Raw genomic sequence first — 16,947 nt, 5'->3', positions numbered from 1 at the left:
GCCGCGAAACTGGATGGTGCCACCCCACGCTGGTCCAGCCAAAGAGATCGAGCCCATCAAGGCGAGCAACAAAGATAGCCTTGTCCCCTGCATGATCACCCCCGAACGTGGATCGTTGTTTATCCATCAACGGCAGCCATGCTGGATACTTTAGGCAATTTCTTGCGTTCTTGCGTTCTTGCTTCATGTGAGCCCACGCCGGCGATGGGGCCAGCCTCATCGCCGGAAAATGACTATGCTGGTAGCACGAGTCTGACAAGGAGGAGGCAGGCATGGAATTTCTTCCATTGGTGCGATGGAGCCTCGGAGCCGTTGCGGCGGGTCTGATCGCCGGGTGCAATGCTCCGCAACGCAATCACGCCATGCCCCCTGCCCCCGCGCCACCACGCATGAACGTGCCGGCCTCCGACGTCTACGAGTCGCCAGCGCCCAGCCCGGCTCCGTCTGCGCAAACTGATGCACCACGACAGAGGCAGTAGACCGCGTGGCGTTGATCGATCGTGGCGCTGCCGCGCCGGTTCACCGGCGCCTCCGGGGAGCGACATGCAGCCGCCGTAACCCAGCTACTTTCAGGCCTTGCCGGACCCCTTGCGTCCGTCGGCGTCCTGATTGTCCGGGTTCCATCTCTGGAGACACGCGCGCAAGGCATTGAGCTGTGTCGGCTTGAACATGCATTCGTCGATCCCGGCCTCTCTGCAGCGCTGGACTTCTTCGGCTTCGGTGCTGGCCGTGATTGCGACGATCGGGAGGCGATGGGCGTGCGTTCCGGCTTCCGTTTTGGCTTCGGCTTCGCGGGCGCGAAGCTGTCTTGCCAGTTCATAGCCGTTGACGTTCGGCATGTGGCAATCCGTGATCAGCATCGCGTAGGCCGTCTTCTCGGCGGCCTCGAGTGCCTGCTGCCCGTCGACCACGGCATCGCAGGCATAACCGAGCAGCTTTAGCTGATGCTGCAGCAGGATACGATTGGTTTCGTGGTCTTCCGCCACCAGGATCAACCTGCCGGATGCCAGCGCCTGTTCTCGCGTCACTGCGTGCGCAGCAGGCTTCGGCTTGGCCTGCGCATGGGTAGCGACAGTGTGCGCCCGGCCCTGCATGGCGGCGACCGTCACCGCGTTGATCGCGCGCCAGCTCACGGGATTGCTGCTCAGGCGGACATCGGATTCTGTCAGCCGGTAGCCCGCCAGTTTGGGTTTTTCCGTGACATGCACGACGATGGGGCTGGCCTGCCCGACCGGCGACGGCGGCGCATACTCGCCGTCGTTGAGGAACAGCATCTGCGGCTTGTCACGCTCGTCCTGGCTTGCAGAGTTGGTCGCGCCAGCGGCAGACAGGAAGTCCGTCAGCGCTTGGCCCACCGCGCGATCCCGCAAGCGGACCCCGAACTGGATGCCCGCCAGCGGCGGCTTTGAGTAGCGTCTTTCCTTGACCGGGAGGCTCAACTCGACCTCGACCTGGGTGCCGATGCCGGGCTCGCTCTTCAGTGTGATGCGCCCACCCATCAACTGCACCAGACGCCGGCAGATTGCCAGGCCAAGGCCCGTGCCGCCGAATCGGCGCGTGGTCGACGTGTCGGCCTGCACGAAAGGATCGAACAGCCGGCTCTGGTTCTGCGGCTCGATGCCGATACCGGTATCGGTCACGCGCCACCGGAGGGTTTGCGCGGTCTCCGTTTCCTGTACCACCTCGGCGGACACCGACACCATGCCGCTTTCGGTGAACTTGATGGCGTTGCTGAGCAGGTTAAACAGGACCTGGCGCAGGCGCACGCTGTCGCCTAGTACCACGGCGGCAACATCCGCCCCCACATGCAGCCGCAGATGCAGGCCTTTCTCATGCGCGCGTGTCGCCAGCACACCGATGGTGCAATCGCAAAGCTCGCGGATATCCAATGGCCGGGATTCAATGTCAATGCGGCCGGCTTCAATCTTCGAGTAGTCCAGGATATCGTCGAGAATCTGGAGCAACGCGCTCGCCGAATCCCCCATCATGCCGACCGTGGCGGATTGTTCCGGCGTCAGGGACGTATGGGAAAGCAGTTCAGCAAGCCCCAGTACACCGTTCATCGGCGTGCGAATCTCATGGCTCATCATGGCCAGGAAACTATCCTTGGCACGGGATGCCGCCTCCGCGGACTCTTTTGCGCTGGCCAGTGCGGCCGCGCGTTCATGCTCGGCCTGGGTGTCACGCCAATAGCCGTTCCAGAGCACGCTGCCGTCGATCTCGATACGGGGCACGGCCTGCAAACGCGTCCAGCGAAACCCTTCCAGCTTGCGCAGGCGCACTTCGTGGTTCAGAACCTGAAGCTCCCGCCGCGCCCTGGCGATGGCGCGACGCAGGGACATCCGGTCATCGGGATGCACACAAGCTTCGATCGTGGGGGGATTGACCGCCAGGGTTTCGGCGTCGACGCCAAACAGGTCCGTGGTATTGCCACTCACCCATATCGGTCCCCGGCCTAGGTGGCCCGACTGGCGTGCCTGGAACACCATGATCGGCAGGTAGCGCGTGACGTCGGCCAGACGGCCCTGTGCCTCGCGCGCCTCGAGCTCCGCCTGGCGGATTTCCGTCACATCCACGCCGGTGTTGATCAGTCCCTCGACATTGTTTTCGCCGACAAAGGGCTTGATATAGAGAAGGAAATGCCGCTCCACGCCCTCCTTGTCCTGCAGTTGCAACTGGAGTTGCACCAGCCTGCCTGTGTCGATGGCCCGCTGGCTCGCCTCCTCCACCCGCGCGCTGTTCGCCTCGCCCCAGAAATGTACTTCCGTGGTGGTGTGACCTACGATGTCGGCCCATGACCGCCCCGTGATCCACTCGGAGAATGCGTTCAACCGCAGATACCGGCCGTCCTTGTTACTGACCACAATGGGCAGGGGGATGGCATCCATCAGCGTCGACTGGAAGCGCAACTGGGTCGAAAGCTCCCGTTCGGCCTCGCGACGAATGGAAGCCTCCTTGCGGTACAGGCGCTGGGAACGAAGCAGGATCAGGAGGATGACCATCATCCCGATCAGGATTGGACTCGCCCGCCAGAGCGCATTCAGCCACGACGTTTCCAGCACATAGCTGGTGCCGGCGTAGCGATTCTGGATATCCAGCCGGCGGTCCTCCGGTAGCACGGAGAGTGCGCGATTGATCAATGGCAGCAGTCGCCCGGCTAGCGCGGGGTTGACCGCAAAGCCGCTGTTGAGCATGTGCTCGCCCGAACCGATCACGCGTAGCTTGCCGGCAAAATTGCGTCGCAGTTCGATATCGGTCGAGACGATATCGTCGACATAAGCATCGGCTTTCCCCTGTGCCACCATGTCGAGTCCGGCGTGGACATTCGGGGCGATCACCAGCTTCACGCCCGGTACCTCGTGCCGGGTGAAATCGCCAACCCCGCCAGAGTCGGTGACGACAACTCGCTTTCCGGTGAGGTCGCGCAGGTGTGCGAGCGGCAAGGCCGAGTTTCTGCCCGCCACCACCACTGGAAACGTCGAGTACGGACGGGATACCGGCAAGCCGCGCAGCGTGGGGTCCTCTGGCACCGCTACGGCCATCAGATCGATCTTGCCCTGATGCAGCGCCTCGACGGTCTGCTGGATGTCAGTCGTCGGCTGGCGTCGGAAGCGGACGCCCAGGGTCTCGCCAAGGTAACTCAGATAGTCAATCGCTATGCCGCTGGCGCGGCCACTCTCGTCCAGGTACGTGTAGGGCGCGAGCCCCGCGTCGACACCAACCGTCAAGGTTGGCAACGACTTCAGGAACGCACGCTCCTCGTCGGTCAGGAAGAATTTCTGGGGCTTGTCGGGCGAGGCCACCTGCGAGGTTATCCAGTGTGCCAGCAAGGCAGCGCGGCGAGCTGGATCAATCGCCGCCAGGCCGGCATCGGTCGCGTCACGCAGTTCCGTCGCGTTGGATCGAAACGCAAAGTGAATGGCTCCTGTTGGCTCCCGGTAGCGCGAGAGGACCTTCAGTCCCGCAAACTCAGGTGAAACCATTGCATACTCGGCCACTGGCTGCACGGTGGCGTAGTAGTCGGCCCGCCCGTTCACGATGGCGCGCAATCCATCGGTCGTGTCCTTGATGGGCACCATGCGCGCCTTCGGATAACGCTGGCGCAGAATGCCCTCCATGTAATAACCGGGCTCGATCGCGAAGCGGCCGGTTTGCATGGACGCAAGCAGGTCTTCTTCCAACGCGGCGGACGGACGACCGACCACCACGGCATCACCATCAAAGTATGGCTCGGAGAAGGAGAGGCACCGACGTCGTGCCGGCGTGATGGCAACATTGAGCACCACGTCCACATCGCCCTTGCACAACGCCGCCAGAAGGGCCGTCATGTCGGGATACCCCTTCACGCTGTACGTGATCTGGTGTCCGCGCAGAGCCTCATGAAGGAAATCCATGCCGATGCCTTCGGCCCGCCCGGCATTGAGCATCGTGAACGGAGGCCAGCCGTTGTCGAGCATGCCGACGGTCAGTTTCGCCGGCAGCGCCATGGCGGGCTGCATCAGGCTCAGACCGAGGATCAGGACGGACAGCGTCCAGCGCCGGCATTGGGAGGCGGCGTGGCGAAGTGTCTCTTTCATGAGGTCATGCCCAGGAAGAGGAGCGGGTTGAAGGAATGGATTGAAAATCGTGGGTGTGCTCGACGAAGAAGCGTCGGTCCCTGGCTTTGCATTCAGCGCGTGAGAAACGATTTCGGGGTTCCCACGGATCGGGCCTGGCAAGCGGGTCCGATGGTGGCTAAATGCCTGGTGGATAAAGCCAAATTCTGCGCAGGGGAGCTGTCAATCGGAGGCAGAAATTTCCTAGTTTTGCGGTGAAAAATCCCAATATCCATTTGAATCCCGACCCACATGCTGTGCATGGCATATGCATATGAGTGATTCGTATTTCACCTTGGTACCACCTCTCCGGGTAACATGCCCCTGATCTACGGAGGTGCTAAGCCACCGCGAGAAGGCTGTCTTTTGGTGAAACCTGGGAGTGCTTGATCAATGTCTGAAAACTGGAAATTCGAAACGCGTTCGGTCCACGCGGGATATAGCCCTGACCCTACGACTAAGGCAGTGGCAGTTCCGATCTACCAGACGGCGGCCTACGCCTTCGACAATGCGCAGCATGGCGCGGACCTGTTCGATCTGAAGGTGCCGGGGAATATCTACACCCGGATCATGAACCCGACGACCGACGTGCTCGAGAAGCGGATCGCGGCGCTGGAAGGCGGTGTCGGGGCGCTGGCGGTCGCATCCGGCCAGGCGGCGGTCACCGCGGCGATCCAGACGATCACCGAGGCCGGCGATAATATCGTCGCTTCCTCGGCGCTCTACGGCGGCACCTACAACCTGCTGGCGCATACCATGCCGCAGTTTGGCGTTACGACACGGTTTGCCGATCACCGGCGCCCGGAAAGCTTCGAGGCACTAATCGACGATCGGACCAAGGCTGTGTTTGTGGAGTCGATCGGTAATCCGGCGGGTAACGTGACGGATATCGCGAAGATTGCGGCGATCGCAAAGCGGCATGGTGTGCCAGTCATCGTCGACAATACCGTCGCCACGCCCTATCTCCTTCGGCCGTTCGAGCATGGCGCCGATATCGTCGTTCACTCGCTGACGAAGTACCTCGGCGGTCATGGCACGAGCATTGGCGGAGCCATCGTCGATTCGGGCAAGTTCCCGTGGGCGAAGTACCCCTCTCGCTTTCCGAAGCTCAATACCCCGGATGCCAGCTATCACGGCGTGACGTATACGGAAGCCTTCGGCCCCGCGGCATACATCGGCCGGGCTCGCGTGGTCCCGCTGCGGAACATGGGCGCGGCGCTGTCGCCATTCAATGCCTTCCTGATCCTGCAAGGCATCGAAACGCTTGGCCTGCGCATGGATCGGATCAACGACAACACGCTCGCGGTCGCCCGGCATCTTAGCCAGCACGCCAAGGTGGGCTGGGTCAACTACGCGGGGCTCGAGGACAACCAGGACTACGCGCTCGCCAAGAAGTACATGAATGGCAAGGCTTCCGGCCTGCTCACGTTCGGTGTCAAGGCCGCCGATGGCGATGGGCGGGCGGCTGGTGCCCGGTTCCTGGATGCGCTGCAGCTGTTCACGCGCTTGGTGAACATCGGCGATGTGCGGTCGCTGGCCACGCACCCTGCTTCCACGACGCATCGCCAGCTTTCCCCGGAAGAGTTGGCACAGACGGGCGTGGGACTGGATACGGTTCGCCTCTGCGTTGGCATCGAGCACATCGACGACCTGCTGGCTGATATCGACCAGGCGCTGCAGGCGGTATAACCGTCGGCGCTGTCGCGCGGCATTGGTGGGCGGGAAGCCACGCTTCTCCGCCCACTTTCTACTCTTGCCGCCCTGCCCTCAGATCTTGATGCGCAACCGCCCCCAGAACGTCCGTCCCGGTGACATGATTGGCGTGGAGGCGGCGTAGCCGAAGCCGGCGTTGCCGGCGAGGTTCAGATGCTCGGTGTAGGCCTTGTCGAACAGGTTGTCGATGCCGATCGACAACTGCGCGCTCTTGTTGAAGTTGTACTGCGCATTCACCGAGACCACGCCAAAGCCAGCGCTCGGCCCAAAATCCTGACCGACCACATTCCCCTCGTGCAGCGCATAGCGACGCTGCGGCGCCACGACACGCCACAAGCCGCCAACCGACCACTCGCGCCACGAGTAATCGGCGCTCAGACGCATCTCGAGTGGCGGAATCTGCGGCAGCGGGGCCCCGCTGTCCACGTTGCGGCCCCAGGCATAGGCGACTGACCCGCCCAGCTTCCAGCTCGCGCTGGGGAACCAGAACGTGCTGATCTCACCGCCCATGATCTGCGCGTTGACATTGCTGGCCTGCGACAGGTTCGCGGTCGCGCCGGAGCCATAGGAGAACAGGATGAAGTTGTTGACGTAGCCGGCGTACGCCGAAATCGAGGCGTCGAGCGTCTTGGTGCGGTAGCGGGCGCCGATGTCGAGCTGGGTGGTCTTCTCGGGCTCAATGCCTGTGAACGCGTTTGTCGACCCAGACGGGCCACGTTTCGGCGAGAACAGCTCCCAGTAGTCAGGAAAGCGCTCGGTGTGCCCGAGTCCCGCGTACCAGGTCATCGGCGTTTCCGCGAGCGTGTGCTCGTAGCGCAGGAAACCGCTCGGCAGCAATTGACTGCGTGTCTCATCCGCGGTGGGATTCGGCATCTTCATCATGCCCATCGACCCACTGACCGTGGCGCGCTCGTCCGTGGCGCCCGAGCGATCCAGCCGCGCCCCGGCAACCACGCGCCGTGCGTCGTTGATCTCCCAGGTCAGTTCGCTGAAGAGACCATAGTTCGAAAGCGACGCCGACGAATTCCACGGCATCGACGACGGGCTCAGCACGCCCATGGCCGAGCGTGTATCGAGGTTATTCGACTGCGCATCGAAGCCCGCCACCCATTGCACGTTCTCACCGAGGTCGAATGTCGCGGCGATGCGACCGCCTGCGGTACGGCGGCGCACGTCCGAAGCCATGGCCATGCTGCCGGGAGGCGGTGTTCGCAAGGTGTAGTTGTCCATGCGATGGTCGGCATCGCTGTAATACACCTCGGCGTCGACGCGGCGAAGGAATTCGCCGATGTTCTGCTTCTTGAAGCGCAACTGGAAACTGTCGCGCTTGAAACGCACGCCGTCCATGCCGCGCCCGGCGTATCGGGCGTTGCCGTCACCGGCGCTGGCGGCGAACTCGATGAGCGTGTTGGCATCGGGAGTGATGCCCACCGCCGCGTCAGCATTCCACTTGCTCCAGGCCGAAGGCACGGTATTGCCGTTGCCGTCGCGATAGTCCTGGGCGTACGACTTGTTGGCATTCAGGCGCCCGTAGACTTCCGGGGTGCCGGCGGTGACTTCGAGGTTCTCGTCATTGCGGCCATTCGATCCGCCCACCAGACTCGCATCCATGTGCACGCCCGGTTTGTCGAAACGTGGCGCCTCGCGCTCGAACAGCACTGTGCCGGCCGATGCGCCTGGGCCGTAGAGCACGGTCTGCGGGCCCTTGATCACGGTGACCTTGTCGTAGCTCTCCGGGGCGATGTACGAGGTGGGCGGGTCCATCCGGCCGGGACATGCGCCCAGGCTCGGCGCACCGTTGGCCAGCATATTGAGTCTGGACCCGAACATGCCGCGCAGGACGGGGTCGCCATTGCTGCCGCCATTGCGGATCGCGGTGAACCCGGGCACGGTTTTCAGGTAATCGGCGCCGTCGCTCGCGGGCAAAGGCTGTCGCGGCGCCTTGGGGTCCGTCACGACCACGATCGGGATATTGAGGGGACTCGCGGAGACCTCGACAGTCGGCAGGACAACTTCGGCCGCAGCGTCGTTGCTGGTGTGCTCGGCATGTTCCGTGTGCTCAGCGGCACGGCTGGCAAAGGGTGCGCAGGCAACGAGCGACAGCACCAGGACCGATGCGCGATGCGAAAAGCGATCGCGATCGAACGGGGACAGCGCGCAGGCACGCTGGATTTTGTTTGGGATAAGCATTTGAACAGCGCAATGACACCCACCCGCTCGGGATGACATCGCGAGCGAGGGCGTGATAAGAATCAGAAGGACGGTTTAGGCGTGTTCAGATGCTGAAAGGCGGCGCGCGCGATGGGCGGCGCAGGTAGCGCTGGTGCCGCACCCCGGCAGGCAGGCGGGGCAGCACGGCAGCGGCCCTGACGACGATTGCCAAAGCGGTGTCGATTGACGTGGTCGCCAGCGCAGGCAATTGCGCGAGCAGGCCGCAATAGCCGCAATGCTTGAAGTGCGCGGCGAACGAATCCTCGAGCGAAGCCTCATTCTGGCCGCCGGTCTGGTGCCCGGCCGCGCTGCAGACCGTGTCGACAGGCAGCTTTGCGCCGCTCACAAGCGTCGACGCGAGCGGCATGAGCGTGGCCAGCAGAATGGCGAGAATCCCCAGCCAGGCAGTGCGATGAGACGACTGTCGGCGCATCAGGAAACCTCGAAGCGGTGGTGTTTCGTGCGACGGTGCATGTCCAACTGCGGCGACAAGTCACCGACTACGGAGGGCGCGAGCGATATGCTCGCAAGGCTGATTGTTAGATGGCAAGGCGATGCAAACCTGAGCATCACGTGTGCAATCAGCCGCCGTCCTGAATGATGTGGAGTCGCGACTATACCGGCCTTGACCTGCATCAGTGCCACGATATCGGATGGATGCGACCCCTTGTCGCATCCGGCAGATCCTAGGCACTCAGCGGGCTGACATGAGGGCGCAGGCGCTGTTCGCGATGCGCCAGACGCTTGCCATCAGTGACCGTCGAATTTTCATCCATTGAAAATTTCGGCCGATTGATTGACGCCGTTTCCGGCTGCTTCCTACCATGTGCCGCATAGAGTTTCCGTCGATGAAACCAATGCCTGCAAACAGGAGACAGCCGATGATCACCTTCCCGCGCCAGCGCCTGCTGGCCGCCGTCCTGCCCCTTCTCTGCATCGCGGCCAGCGCTCCGGCCGGTGCCACCGAAGCATTCCCGACCAAGCCGATCCGGCTCGTGGTGCCGTTCACCCCGGGGGGCACGACCGACATCCTCGCGCGCCTGATCGCGCAGAAGTCGGGCGAAGTGCTCGGGCAGTCGGTCATCGTCGACAATCGGCCCGGCGCGGGCGGCAATATCGGCGCCGAGGCGGTCGCGCGCGCGACGCCAGACGGCTACACGCTGCTGATGGGCACGCTTGGCACGCAGGTCACGAACCAGTTTATCTACGCCCGGATGCCGTATGAGAGCGCGAAGGACTTCGCGCCCGTCACGCTGGTCGCCAATTCCCCGAACGTGTTGCTGGTCAACAGCACGCTGCCCGCGAACTCAGTCGGCGAGCTGATTGCGCTGGCCAAGCGGGAGCCCGGCAAGATCAACTACGCGTCGACCAGTACCGGGGGCTCCCCTCACCTTTCGGGCGAACTGCTCAACGCGATGGCTGGTACCACCATGCAGCACGTACCCTACAAGGGAGCTGCCCCCGCGATGACCGACCTGCTTGCGGGACAGGTCAACCTGATGTTCGACAACCTGCCTTCCGCGCTTGCGCAGATCCAGGCCGGCAAGGTCAAGGCGCTCGCGGTGACCAGCATCAAGCGGGCATCGGTACTGCCAAACGTGCCGACGGTGCGCGAATCCGGGTTGCCCGGATACGAAGTCAATTCGTGGTTCGGCCTGCTGGCGCCAGCGGGCACGCCGCCGGAGCGCGTGCGCCAGCTCCAGCAGGCGGTCGACAAGGCGCTGGCGATGCCTGACGTGCGCAAACGCATCGAGCAGCTTGGTGCCGAACCGGGCGGCGAAGGCTCCGCCGCGTTTGCCGCCGAAATCAAGGCTGATACCGAAAAATGGTCGCGCGTGATCAAGAGCGCCGGCATCAAGGCGCAATGAGCGGCACGCCCCTCGCGCCATCGTCAAACCAGGACACTTGAAGTCATGACCCAGAAGACTACGCTTCGCATCGGCTCCGGATCTGGCTGGTGGGGAGACCGGGTCGAGCCGGCGGAACGGTCCGCGCGTCTCGGCAAGCTCGACTACCTCTGCTTTGAAACCATGGCCGAGGCAACGGTATCGGCCGCACAGGTGCGCAAGCGGCGCGATCCCGCGTTTGGCGGCTACGACACGTATCTGGACGACCGGATGCGTGCGGTGTTGCCCCACTGCATTGCCAATGGCACACGCATTATCAGCAACCAGGGTTGGATTCACCCGCTTGGCGCGGCCAGGCGCGTAGCGGAACTGTGCGAGGAACTCGGCCTGTCCGGCGTGAAGATTGCCGCCGTCACCACGACCGATCTCACGGGCAGTATCTGCGAACTCGACCTCACGTTGTTCGAAACCGGCGCCCCTGTATCGACGCTGCGGGAGACGCTGATCAGCGCGGAGCCGTACGAGGGCGCGGGCCCGATCGTCGAGGCACTGCGAGCTGGCGCGCAAATCGTAATCACCGGGCGGGTTGCCGATCCGTCATTGTTCCTGGCGCCGATGATCCATCATTTCGGCTGGCAGCCGGACGACGTCGCCCTGCTGGCGCGGGGCAGCGCCATCGGCCATCTGCTCGAATGCGGCGCACAGGTGACCGGCGGGTACTTCGGCGATCCGGGCTACAAGGACGTGCCCGAGCCGTGGAACCTCGCATTTCCGATCGCCGAGGTGGAGGCCGATGGCAGTGCCGTGATCGCGAAGGTGGCGGGCAGCGGTGGCCGCATCGACTTGCAAACGGTCAAGGAGCAGATGTTCTATGAAGTCCACGATCCGCGGCGCTATATCACGCCGGATGTCATCGTGGATTTCTCGACAGCCGTGCTGGAACAGGCAGGCCCCGACCGCGTGCGCATCAGCGGCGTGAGCGGCCTGCCGCGTACCGATACGCTCAAGGTGTCGCTGGGCTGCACCGAAGGGCATATCGGCGAGGACATGTTCTTCTATGCCGGCCCGGGATGCCTGGAAAAGGCGAAGCTGGCAAAGCGCATTCTCGAGGAGCGTTTTGCCATGGCAGCCTTGCAGGCCGACGAACTGCGTATCGACTTCCTCGGCGTCAATGCCGTGCACGGCGTGGCATCGCCAGAACCGGCGTGCGAGCCTAACGAGATCGCGGTACGTGTGGCGGCCCGTACCCGCACAAAGGAAGAAGCGGCCAAGGTGGGGCGGGAAATCGACAGCATGGCTGTTTGCGGACTGGCCTCTACTGGCAAGCGCGTGCCCCATCAGGACCGCACACGCGAGATTATCGGCGTGTGGTCGGCCCTGGTGCCGCGTGCGCTGATCCAGTCGCGGGTCCAGTTCGTCTGACCCTGCCAACCTGATCGGGAGACATCATCATGCGCGTTCCGCTGCGCCGCCTCGCCCACAGCCGCTCCGGCGACAAGGGCAATACCTCGAACACGGCCGTCATTGCCTACGCGCCGGAGTTCTATCCGCATATCAAGCAGCAACTGACGGCCGACGCGTTCAAGGCGCACTATGGCGCGTTGATCACGGGGCTGGTCACGAGGTTTGACGTGGATGGCCTGCAGGTCCTCAACTTCGTGGCCGAGGGCGCGCTCGGTGGTGGGGTGTCCCGCAGCCTGGCAATCGACAACTACGGCAAGGCCTTGGCCAGCGCGGTGCTGCGCTTCGAGGTGGAGATTCCGGATGCGCTGGCCCCCCTGCTTCGCGGGCCGGCACGCTGAGTGCCCCCTGCGGGCACTACGGCGCGCGTCCATGCGCTGGTGATGCGGCGCGCTTCCTGTCGTAGCAGGCGTGCCATGGCGGCCTCACGGCTGCGGATGCGGGTACTCAGGGCCGCCACGCTTAACGCGCCGATGGGCCAGCCGTCGTAGTCGAGGATCGGCACGGCGATACCGCCCATCCCCTCCACCACCCAATCCAGAAACAGCACGTAGCCGCGCGCGCACGCGGCGTCCGCCTCGGCAGCAATGGATGCCGCATCGAGCTGCGGGTAGTTGGCCAGCTTGCGGGCCGTTTGCTGCAGGCGTCGCGCGCGCTCGGCGTGTGGCAGCCAAGCCAGCACCGCCAGACTGCCCGCGCCAACCCCGAGTGGGCGCCGAGTGCCCACCGTCACGTAGTTCGCGTGAACGGGATACGTGCCCGTGATCACCTCCGAACACACGGCTTCTCCACGGCTGGTTTCTGTCAGCACCGCCGTATCGCCGAACGCGTCCTGGAGCCGTTCCAGAGCGGGTCGCGCAAGCTGGCGCAGGTCCACACGCCGCTGCCCGACATCCGCAAGCTGGAACACCTCCGGGCCGATGCCATAGTGACGCCTGGCATCGCGGGTGGCGAAGCCCTCCTGCACCAGCAGGTCGAGCAGGCGCGACGTGGTGGCCGGGTCCAGGCCCGTCGCGCGTGCTACGTCGCTCATGCGTCGCACTTCGGGGTCGGAGAGCGCCCGCAGCACGGCAAGCGCGCGCTGAACCGGGGAGGATCGCGTCGCCATGATGCGATGCGCTTAGCGGGTCGCCATGGCGTCACCCATGCGCTCAGCCATGGTGCGAGGACTGCAGCGTGTCGCGCTTGATCTTCTTCGCCAGCGACCACTTGTGGACTTCGGTCGGGCCGTCGTAGATCCGGAATGCGCGCAACTCGCGGAAGGCCTGGTCGACAATGGTGTCGCGGGAAACGCCGTTGCCGCCCAGAATCTGCACGCAGCGGTCCGCCACACGGAACAGCGCCTCGGAGACGGCCACCTTCGCCATCGAGCTTTCCGTCGTGCCAGCCGAGCCGGTGTCGAGCACGCCCGCGCACCAGTCGATCATCAGCGCCGCCTGCTGCAGGTCGATCAGGTTTTCGGCCAGCATGAAGCCCACGCCCTCATGGTCGATCAGCAGCTTGCCGAACGCCTTGCGCGTGGTGGCATAGGCCCGCGCGATCTCGTCCGCGCGCGTGACCGTGCCGAACCAGCGCATGCAGTGAGAAAGCCGGGCCGGTGACAGCCGTACCTGCGCATAGCGGAACCCTTCGTTGACCTCGCCCAGCACCTGATCAGCCGGCAGGCGCAATCCATCGATGAGCACTTGCGCGTGGCCACCGGGCATCGAACTGTCGATCGTGTCGATCACGCGCTCGGTGCGGATGGCGGGATGTGGAAGGTCGACCAGAAACATGGTGGCTTGCGCGCGCTCGCCGTCGCCGGTACGCGCCATCACGATGCCCACCCGGGCACCCTCGGCGCCGGTGATGAACTTCTTGCGACCGTTGAGTACCCAGTCGTTGCCGTCGCGTACCGCCGTGGTGCTCAGCATCGAGGGGTCCGATCCCGCCCCGCCCTCTTCCGCCGGTTCGGTCATGAAGAACGCCGAGCGTGCCTCGCCGCGCACCAGTGGCTCAAGAAACCGCGCCTTCTGCGCGGCGGTGGCCACCTTGCCGAGCAGGAACATGTTGCCCTCGTCGGGCGCCATGGTGTTGACGGCGACCGGACCAAGCGGCGACAGGCCCGAGCGCTTGAGCACGGCGGCGGTCTCGAGTTGGCTCAGGTGCCCGCCGTCGGGCAGGATGTGGGGCGTCATGATGCCAGCGGCACGTGCCTTGGCGCGAAGCTCCAGCACCAGTTCCTCGGTGGGGCCGTGAGCGCTGCAGCGCGGATCTTGTTCGTACGGCGCGACCACGTCGCGCACGAAGCGCTCGACGCGATCCGCGATGTCGCGGCTGCGTTCGGTGGGACAGGGTGTGAACATGAATGCCATTCCTCTCAAAGTGTATTGACCAGATGCCCGCCGTCGACCGGCAGCACAGCGCCCGTCATGTAGCGCGAGGCATCGGATGCCAGCAGCAACAGCGGGCCGTCGAGATCCTCGGGCTGCCCCAACCGGCGCTGCGGAATGCGTTGGATGAGCGCCTTGCCCGCATCGGTCTGCCAGTAGTCGTGGTTGATCTCAGTATCGATGTATCCGGGCGCGAGGGCATTCACGCGAATGCCGTGGCGTGCCCATTCCAGCGCCAGTGTCCGCGTCAGTTGCACGACGCCTGCCTTGGACACGGCATAGGACACTACCCCGCCCGCCTGCCGCAGCCCCAGAATCGACGCCACGTTGATGATGCTCCCGCCGCCGCGTTCGCGCATCCCTGAGGCCAGCGCCTGCGCCATGAAGAACATGCCCTTGAGGTTGGTGTCCAGCACCACGTCCCAGTCTTCTTCGGAATGTTTGAGGGCCGCGCCCTCGCGAACCAGCCCGGCGTTGTTGACCAGAATGTCGATGGGGCCCGCTTCTTCCACCATCGCCGCGCGCGACGATGCGCTGGTGACGTCGAGCGCCACGCAACGGGCGCTGCCATACGGCTCCAGCTGTTTCGCGACCGATTGCAGTGCATCCACTCGCCGTGCCGCAAGCACCACTTCCGCGCCATGCGCGGCCAGCCGCTGCGCGAAATGCGCGCCGAGCCCGCTCGAGGCGCCGGTGACCAGCGCCCGCTTGCCGGCCAGTCCGAGCAGTGTCTCCTTCATCCCCTGTCTCCTTCCGATTGCATAGTAGGGGCAAATTGTAGGATGATTTCATCCTATGTCAATGGATGGGACGGCTCTCCGGCCGGTATTGCCACAACCTTTCCGCTAGAATCGCGCCCTGTGCCACATCCGACCTTTCCATCCCACGCCATGTCGATCGATTCGCCCGTCACCGCAGGCCCAGCAAGCCGCAGCGCATCGGACTCGGTGTTCTTCGGGATCATGAATGGCCTGGAACTTGGCACGTTTGTGCCCGGCCAGCGGCTGGTGGAAACCGATCTTGTCGAGCAATTCGGCGTGGGGCGGAATTCCGTGCGCGAAGCGCTGCAGCGGCTGGCTGCGGAGGGCATTGTCGACCTGCCGCGCCATCGCGGCGCGATCATCCGGCGCCTGAGCCTGCAGGAGACACTCGACGTGCTCGATGTGGCGGAGCGCATGACTGGCCTGCTCGCGCGCGCCGCCACGCGGGGAAGCGGTGACCGGACACTCGCGCAGGCGTTGCGCGCATCGGTGCAGGCGCTCGTGGCCGCCGAAAAGGCCCACGACGGCGAAGCGTTCTCCACGGCAAGGCGTCATTTCTATCGCACGCTGCTGGATATGGGCGATAACCGCGAATTGCGCCGGCTCTTTCCCACTATCCAGATGCCGATCGTCCATGCGCAGCATCGGCTGGCGTCATTGCGGCAGATGCGGCTGGATGACTACAAACGTATCGCCACGGCCGTGCAGGCGGGCGAACCCGACGCCGCCGAAGCTGCTGGCACCGCGCACGTGCAGAACGTGCGTGGCGCGATCCTGGGTCAGTAGCACTGGCGGCTCCGGACGATTCGCCGAATGAAGAAGTCGCAGATCGACCGACTGGACTGGGACCGCAGATCACGCCGTCGGTGGCGGTGAACTCAGCCCGCCGGCGAAGGGGTTGCGTGACAGGGCTACGCTAGAATCGAATCCCGCCCCCTGCCTCACCTCCAGCCTCGAACCATATGCCTTCCGAAAGCTCGCCCGCAGATCGTGCATTGGCCCATGTCGCCGGGCAATGCGGCGGCAATCCCATCGATCCGACCTGGCGGGTCACGCTGAATTTCCATCCGGACCGGATGTTTGCGGGGCGACCGCTGCTGGCGACAATGGCTGACGATGGCGTCTATCGATCCCAGTTCGAAACCGGCACGAGCAATGGCGGCTTGACCGCGTATCCCGGCGGGGACCGATGGCATTGGGAGAGCCGGATCTTCGGACGGGCCTATGACACGGCCTCGCCGTCCGATCGGCCACGCTATGGCGCGCTCAATATCGACCGCGCCGGGGCAGGCGCCGCGCCGCGTTTTGGCTCGGCGCACCTGCGGCTTGCCGCCGGGGTGCTGGCCCGCGCCACGTTCTGTCACCCGGACAGCGTCTACGAGCCGACGCATTTTGGGGTGGCCGATCGCTTTGCGCTGGCGGAACGGCTGGCATCCGTCGCAGGCCACGATGATCCGCTCGACCATTATGTGGAAGCACACGTTCATGGTCCCGTGCTGCTCGCACAGGACGTGGAGGCTATCGTGCTCGATCCCTCATATCGCAATACCGAGGTCGAGGCCCTCGCGCACGCATTGCCCTGTCGCGTCGAATGGCATGCCGGATTTCTCGCGGATGCGGATCAACTGACCCGTGACATCGCCTACCGCGGCGAGGCCGTAGCCGAACTCGCGGCGTCACTGGCGGGCAATGGCATCTTGACGCCCGCGCGCATTGGCGAAGCGGCGCGCGCGGGTCGCCACGATCCGCAGATGCTCAAGAAAGCCTGGCACTGCCTGGCGCGTTTCGGCAACCGCAATCGGCCGTAAGCCATAAGCCGCACGCCCGTGAAGGCGGCGGGGAGGTGGCGGCTGCCCCCCGAAGAATAGGGCCTGAAGATCACGAGGACTCCCTTCGGCAAGTTGCCTTTTCGGCACGGCTGATACCCGTTGACGATCCGGTGAGACATCGTCGAGAGCCCCTGCGCGGCATGTGGAGTTTTTAGCGA

Annotated in this window: 12 protein-coding genes; 6 read left to right on the top strand and 6 right to left on the bottom strand. The window is 64.3% G+C overall.

Annotated elements, in window-relative coordinates:
* Positions 1-569: 569 nt before the first annotated feature.
* Entirely contained in the window at positions 570-4,577 is a 4,008-nt protein-coding gene (locus WD006_RS22125; protein ID WP_029308976.1) for an ATP-binding protein, read from the bottom strand.
* 411 nt (positions 4,578-4,988) lie between these two features.
* Between WD006_RS22125 and WD006_RS22120 the strand changes: the two genes are divergently transcribed.
* Positions 4,989-6,284 (top strand): O-acetylhomoserine aminocarboxypropyltransferase/cysteine synthase family protein, encoded by a 1,296-nt coding sequence (locus tag WD006_RS22120; RefSeq protein WP_029308975.1) that lies wholly within the window; start codon positions 4,989-4,991, stop codon positions 6,282-6,284.
* A 78-nt stretch (positions 6,285-6,362) separates the two neighbouring features.
* On the opposite strand, the gene WD006_RS22115 is transcribed toward WD006_RS22120, so the two are convergent.
* Both WD006_RS22115 and WD006_RS22110 read right to left on the bottom strand, forming a co-directional pair.
* Positions 6,363-8,498, bottom strand: a complete 2,136-nt coding sequence (locus tag WD006_RS22115; protein WP_231108933.1) for a TonB-dependent copper receptor — start codon at positions 8,496-8,498, stop codon at positions 6,363-6,365.
* Between the two features lie 85 nt (positions 8,499-8,583).
* Positions 8,584-8,952, bottom strand: coding sequence for a DUF2946 domain-containing protein (locus WD006_RS22110; protein WP_029308973.1), 369 nt, complete (start codon positions 8,950-8,952; stop codon positions 8,584-8,586).
* Between the two features lie 448 nt (positions 8,953-9,400).
* On the opposite strand from WD006_RS22110, the gene WD006_RS22105 reads away from it, so the two are divergent.
* The 3 genes from WD006_RS22105 to WD006_RS22095 are packed head-to-tail and all read left to right on the top strand — an operon-like array spanning position 9,401 to position 12,168.
* Positions 9,401-10,387: a Bug family tripartite tricarboxylate transporter substrate binding protein gene (locus WD006_RS22105; protein ID WP_011519046.1), complete on the top strand. Its 987-nt coding sequence runs from the start codon at positions 9,401-9,403 to the stop codon at positions 10,385-10,387.
* A 45-nt stretch (positions 10,388-10,432) separates the two neighbouring features.
* On the top strand, positions 10,433-11,788 hold the full coding sequence (locus WD006_RS22100; RefSeq protein WP_029308972.1) for an acyclic terpene utilization AtuA family protein: 1,356 nt from the start codon (positions 10,433-10,435) through the stop codon (positions 11,786-11,788).
* A 29-nt stretch (positions 11,789-11,817) separates the two neighbouring features.
* Positions 11,818-12,168 carry an AtuA-related protein gene (locus WD006_RS22095; RefSeq protein WP_011519048.1) on the top strand — a complete coding sequence of 117 codons (351 nt, stop codon included), beginning with the start codon at positions 11,818-11,820 and terminating at the stop codon, positions 12,166-12,168.
* Here the strand turns inward: WD006_RS22095 and WD006_RS22090 are convergent.
* The 3 genes from WD006_RS22090 to WD006_RS22080 are packed head-to-tail and all read right to left on the bottom strand — an operon-like array spanning position 12,078 to position 14,939.
* Positions 12,078-12,935, bottom strand: a complete 858-nt coding sequence (locus tag WD006_RS22090) for an IclR family transcriptional regulator (RefSeq protein ID WP_375198987.1) — start codon at positions 12,933-12,935, stop codon at positions 12,078-12,080. The two genes, WD006_RS22095 and WD006_RS22090, sit on opposite strands and share 91 nt — an antisense overlap.
* 43 nt (positions 12,936-12,978) lie before the next feature.
* Complete coding sequence (locus tag WD006_RS22085) at positions 12,979-14,172, bottom strand: acyl-CoA dehydrogenase family protein (protein ID WP_029308971.1); 1,194 nt, start codon at positions 14,170-14,172, stop codon at positions 12,979-12,981.
* A gap of 14 nt (positions 14,173-14,186) precedes the next feature.
* Positions 14,187-14,939 (bottom strand): SDR family NAD(P)-dependent oxidoreductase, encoded by a 753-nt coding sequence (locus WD006_RS22080; protein ID WP_029308970.1) that lies wholly within the window; start codon positions 14,937-14,939, stop codon positions 14,187-14,189.
* 150 nt (positions 14,940-15,089) lie between these two features.
* Here WD006_RS22080 and WD006_RS22075 point away from each other — a divergent pair, with 150 nt between their 5' ends.
* Together WD006_RS22075 and WD006_RS22070 are read left to right on the top strand one after the other, a co-directional pair.
* On the top strand, positions 15,090-15,746 hold the full coding sequence (locus WD006_RS22075) for a GntR family transcriptional regulator (RefSeq protein WP_035833433.1): 657 nt from the start codon (positions 15,090-15,092) through the stop codon (positions 15,744-15,746).
* Positions 15,747-15,955: 209 nt separating this feature from the next.
* Positions 15,956-16,768, top strand: a complete 813-nt coding sequence (locus tag WD006_RS22070; protein ID WP_324608816.1) for a DUF3626 domain-containing protein — start codon at positions 15,956-15,958, stop codon at positions 16,766-16,768.
* Positions 16,769-16,947: the final 179 nt, after the last annotated feature.

Origin of the sequence: Cupriavidus sp. Met-2 (genome assembly GCF_049843575.1) — a bacterium.
GTDB lineage: Bacteria > Pseudomonadota > Gammaproteobacteria > Burkholderiales > Burkholderiaceae > Cupriavidus > Cupriavidus metallidurans.
This window is presented reverse-complemented; position numbering and strand designations above follow the sequence as displayed.